The 4639-nt window shown below is 45.2% G+C and carries 6 protein-coding genes; all 6 read left to right on the plus strand.

Features of this window, described 5'->3' with window-relative positions; genetic code table 11:
* On the plus strand, positions 1–103 hold a 103-nt coding region (locus Xbud_RS18290), incomplete at its 5' end, for a phage tail tube protein (RefSeq protein ID WP_211283551.1).
* Positions 104–112: 9 nt separating this feature from the next.
* Positions 113–400, plus strand: coding sequence for a phage tail assembly protein (locus Xbud_RS18295; protein WP_099137436.1), 288 nt, complete (start codon positions 113–115; stop codon positions 398–400).
* Between the two features lie 117 nt (positions 401–517).
* The gene (locus Xbud_RS18300; RefSeq protein ID WP_099137437.1) at positions 518–2410 is read left to right on the plus strand and encodes a lytic transglycosylase domain-containing protein; all 1893 of its coding nucleotides are present in this window, start codon (positions 518–520) and stop codon (positions 2408–2410) included.
* Between the two features lie 59 nt (positions 2411–2469).
* Positions 2470–3057, plus strand: a complete 588-nt coding sequence (locus Xbud_RS18305; protein ID WP_099137438.1) for a hypothetical protein — start codon at positions 2470–2472, stop codon at positions 3055–3057.
* 28 nt (positions 3058–3085) lie between these two features.
* Positions 3086–3514 carry a hypothetical protein gene (locus Xbud_RS18310; protein WP_099137439.1) on the plus strand — a complete coding sequence of 143 codons (429 nt, stop codon included), beginning with the start codon at positions 3086–3088 and terminating at the stop codon, positions 3512–3514.
* A gap of 72 nt (positions 3515–3586) precedes the next feature.
* Positions 3587–4639: DNA circularization N-terminal domain-containing protein (locus Xbud_RS18315; RefSeq protein WP_099137440.1), on the plus strand; the 1053-nt coding region annotated here is incomplete at its 3' end.

The raw sequence follows: 4639 nt of genomic DNA on the forward strand, positions 1-4639 counted from the left end.
CATTATTGGTGAAGGCATGTGGACCGTAAACACGCAGGAAGTGCGCAGCGAAGATGCGGAGTTCGAAGTCCGTTGGGAAGGCATTTCGGTAACAGAAAATTAAGAGGCAATCATGGAAAAAACTAAAGTTATTCAGTTAAGCAAGCCGATTGAAAGTAACGGCGGCAAAGAAGTTTACCCAGAAATTCATTTGCGCGAACCCTGCCTGATTGAGGTTGAGCAGTTTTATGAAATGGATAAAAAATCCAATCCATTGGCTGCCATGAGGCTGTTAATCGCCTTAGTTTCATCAGTACCGGAAACCGTCCTGAAAAAAATGGCAATATCTGATTTCCGTCAATGTGAGGCGTTCTTAACCGCTTTTTTGGCCTACACACCCTCCAACAATGGCAGCGATTAGCGGCGGAAGTGACCTATTTTTACCGCTGGGGGCCACAAGACGCGTGGCTCCTGAGTCGGTCGCGGCTAAATTGGTGGGGTGAACAGGCAGAACGGATCAATCAAGCGAGGTCGGGTAATGGGTAATGCATTTGACTTTGAGTTACACGCGGATGATAACGCCACAAAAGCGCTGGCAGAGATTGAAGCTAGGCTTAAGGGGTTGCAGCCTGTATTAAACTCTACGCGGGAAGGACTGCGATTTGGCGGCAGTGAAACGCTGGAAAACACAGGAGCATTAGGCAATAAATTACGGGATATGTCTCAATCAGCTAAAGATAACGTGCAAAACATCGGTGACATGATCCCGCCACTGAAAAATTTTGGTGAACTGTTTACCAAGTACAGTGGTATGACATCAACAATGGGGTTGTTTGGTGGTGTCGGGGGAATCATTGGCGGTCTGACAGCGGGATATAAGACGCTCAGGGAGATGGGGAGAGAGGCTAACAATCTTGATACGCTATCTAAAGATACCGCCATGTCCATTGAAGACACCTCTAAGTTGACAGGCGCATTAGTCCAAATTGGTGCCGATGCTGATGATGCCAAAAAATCCGTTCAAAATTTGTTTGACGTTTTTAATGCAGCAGAACGTGGTGAAAATGGTTCGGCGCGTGCAGAACTGGATAAAGCAGGTGTTAAAATTCACACAACCAAAGATGGTTCTGCGGATGTTATTCCAACACTATTGGAACTGGAAGAGGCATTTAAAAATAAAAATATTCCTTCTGAAACCGAGAAAAGACTGATAGTGAAATTGGGGTTAACCCCCGAGATTTTGACCTTACTCAGAGAAGGTAAAATACAGGAGCGGCTGGATAAAGCGAAAAAGTACGGTCAAACCATAACCGAAGAAGAAAATCAAAAACTCACTGACTTCAATACCGAAGCCAATGAGAGTGCCGCAAGATTTTCTGGGATGTGGAACCGAACGAAGATAGATACTGCTACATGGCTTTTGGACAAAGGCGAAGAAGCAAAAAAAAACCCTGCGTGGCAAACCATTAAAGATATCAGGATGCGCGAAAACGATACCGCCGACAGTTTCTATCATGGAAACAAAGAAGAGGATATCAGGAAGTGGGCAGTCAGCGACAAGGAATTCACCAGCCAATTAACCTTTATGGAGGAGTTTCGTCTTTTACGGGGAAAACCGGATGAAGAGTTGCAAAAGAAACTGAATGATAGATATGGTGAGTCATGGGAAAAGCAGAAAAAAGCCCATGAAGCGAAAACAGCCGCTAATAAAATCCCGGCATTGCCAAAGTATGAAATGCCCCATTACCCCAACCCCTACCAAAAGCACGGCAGCATCGGCACGGCCTTATTAGAATCAATGTCTGATTACTTTGCCATGCTAGAAAAGAAATACGGTCACGAACCCGGGCTGTTACATGGTATTGCGATGACTGAATCGTCAGGTAATCCCAACGCGATTGGACCAGTAACAGAATCAGGGAAACAAGCTCTGGGAATGTTCCAGTTTATGCCCGATACCGCCAAAGAACAGGGATTGATAGGTAATGATGTTTTTGACCCTTACAAATCTGCTGAGGCGGCTGCTAAATATCTCAGCTGGCTACGTCAGCAAACCGGCAATACAGATGGAATGCTGGCAGCTTATAACTGGGGTATCGGGAAATTGCAAGCAAGAGGCATAAGGAATATGCCAGCGGAAACACGTAATTATATCCCCGAGGTTAAGAAAAATATGAAAGTCGGGGCTGCAATCGCTGAAAAGAACATCAACAGTGAACAAGAGCAGCCATTCCCTTCACTCTACAGCCAAAGCAAGCAGGCTGAATATGATGAAGAAACCACAAGAAGGATTGCGAAAGCAATTGAGGACGCCATAGGCGATAAAACCATCACAGTTGATATTAACTTGATCAATAAAGAGACAGGAGAACGGCAAAAATTTCAGTCGAATTCTGCCGGAAAAGTCACAACTTCCATGCAGTACCCTTGAAAATGACTTATATTTTATTCATTAATGTGACTTTTATCATATAATGAATGGAGCTATAGATGCGAGTATTTGGGGGCTTTATATTACTTGTCGGTATTGTATGGATTTTTGTGGCCTTAAATATGGATACCACAGTTTCCTCTTACAACGAAAGAGTTCACAACATTGGATTGGTTTCGGATAAACAGAATCACGTCATTATCGGATGTTTCATTATCCTTTATGGGTTGATAATTGCTTTTTTCAGCAAAGAGAAGCGATATCTTAGTGATTTGGTTTCTTGCCCTTATTGCACTGAAACTATCAGCAAGGACGCTATAAAATGCAAACATTGTCACAGTGATGTTAAGAGTCGCTCAGCTAAAACGCTAGCTCGTACTCTTGCGATGAAATCCGATTATTTAAGAAAAGCAGATAATTATCGTTATTTTGATTTTGTTGATAAAAATAAAGAGATTATCAAAAAGAGGGTTGAGGAGTTCGGTGTTCTATGTGCTTCTTATGTTGAAGAAGTGAGATTAGGTGGTGGCGATGAAGAAGTTGCGAAAGAAAAGGTAATTTCGATGATCGATGAAATTGCATCTAACATTGATAATGAAAAGGCTAAAGAGTTTAGAAGATTATGTGAGTCTCATATGTCTTTATAAAAAAACTTTTCCCCAAGAGGAGGTTAGAATGTTAAAGAAGATTACTTTCATAACCGCTTTTCTTCTTACCTCAATGTGGGCTGTTGCTGATAGAAGCAATGGCGTTGGTGTAGACGCCAATGGTAATCATTATGTTATTGATGGTGGTTATGAATGTGAAGCACACAAATTAAAGCAAGGTAAAGAGATTGAAGGATGGAATGGCGCTTTGATTGGCATCGCTGGCAGTACTAAGGTTAAAGCAATAACACTCTCACTATTCAAGAATGGCGAGGAATCACCTGAATTCGCTGTTAATCGGCTGAGAATAGCTACTTCGCCGTCAGAAACTTTCTACACTAATCTCAGTAATACTGCTTCGATTAGGGTGAATTCAAAATCAATAGCAATAGCCATTGGAACTAATGAAGAAGGTACAGGAATTCTTTTAACCAACTGCATAGCAGGAACCCCATAATTTACTACAAAAACAAGTGTAGAGGAAACAGCCCCTTATGGGGCTTTTTTTGCGCCTAAAAAGAGGTATCTCATGGCCTTTATCAAAGATGCCATTTCTTCATTGCTGGGCAGTGATGGCTCATCATGGAAATGGTCAGAGCATTTACGGCCTGCCTCATTTCGGGGTGTGCCCTTTGCTGTTGTTTCCGGTGAAAGTGTTTTTGGCCGCCGTCAGGCGGTGCATGAATACCCGTACCGGGATATCGCCTGGATTGAGGATTTGGGCCGGGCGACCCGGAGGATAACGTTGCGGGGTTTTATCATTCAGGACAGTCTGGTTTATAAAGCCCCGGATGTCATCACCCAGCGCAAAAATCTGGTCGCCGCCTGTGAAACCGGATCGGCGGGGACATTGGTGCATCCGACACTGGGGGAACTGACCGTCAGTGTGACAGAAAGTGGCCTGCGTATGACTGAGAGCGCGGAATCGGGCCGGGTGTTTGAGTTCACGTTAACGGTGATTGAATCCGGCCTGAAAGTCTTTGCGGTCACCAACAGCACCAAGTCCGCCACCGAGGTGAAGAAAAACTGGCTGAAAGTCTACACGACCACCCTGGCGAAATATGTCTCAATGGTGAGGGGGGAAATCCGCTCGGTGGTACAGGGGATGCGGATCATCAAACAAACCGCCAATCAGTGGGCAGGGATGGTGACCCGTTCGGTGGATGAAGTGACCAACCTCAGCGATATGCTGAAAACCACTTTCGGCAGTGAGCGTTATGGCCGTTATCAGCGCGGGACCATTGGCGGTACGGTATCAGGGGCAACCGGAATTCGGGCACGGGATGATAAATCGCGTAATGAGGCTGAGATAATGAAGAAAACCACCGCTGAGGTGGTGATGGGCCGTAAAGCCATTGGCCGCCGCCTTGAAGCCCTGAATATGGCCCCGACCGTGGAAGTCTTTAGCGAGGCAGCCGGTGAGGTGGTGGGGGCGATTATCCAGTCGGCAGGCAGTACTGATGAGAAAGTGGCTATCTTTGAACATCTTGCTGCCTTTCAGAATACCCGCTACCAGCAAGGCACGGTTGACCGGCATGTGACTGAAATGACCGTTCTGTTGCTGGTGGTGTTGTCGGCGGGC

Source organism: Xenorhabdus budapestensis, assembly GCF_002632465.1.
Classification (GTDB): Bacteria; Pseudomonadota; Gammaproteobacteria; order Enterobacterales; family Enterobacteriaceae; genus Xenorhabdus; species Xenorhabdus budapestensis.

Excerpts from the sequence above, each read along its gene's own strand:
- Xbud_RS18295 (WP_099137436.1), top strand. The coding sequence starts at position 113 with ATGGAAAAAACTAAAGTTATTCAGTTAAGCAAGCCGATTGAAAGTAAC.
- Xbud_RS18300 (WP_099137437.1), top strand. The coding sequence starts at position 518 with ATGGGTAATGCATTTGACTTTGAGTTACACGCGGATGATAACGCCACA.
- Xbud_RS18305 (WP_099137438.1), top strand. The coding sequence starts at position 2,470 with ATGCGAGTATTTGGGGGCTTTATATTACTTGTCGGTATTGTATGGATT.
- Xbud_RS18310 (WP_099137439.1), top strand. The coding sequence starts at position 3,086 with ATGTTAAAGAAGATTACTTTCATAACCGCTTTTCTTCTTACCTCAATG.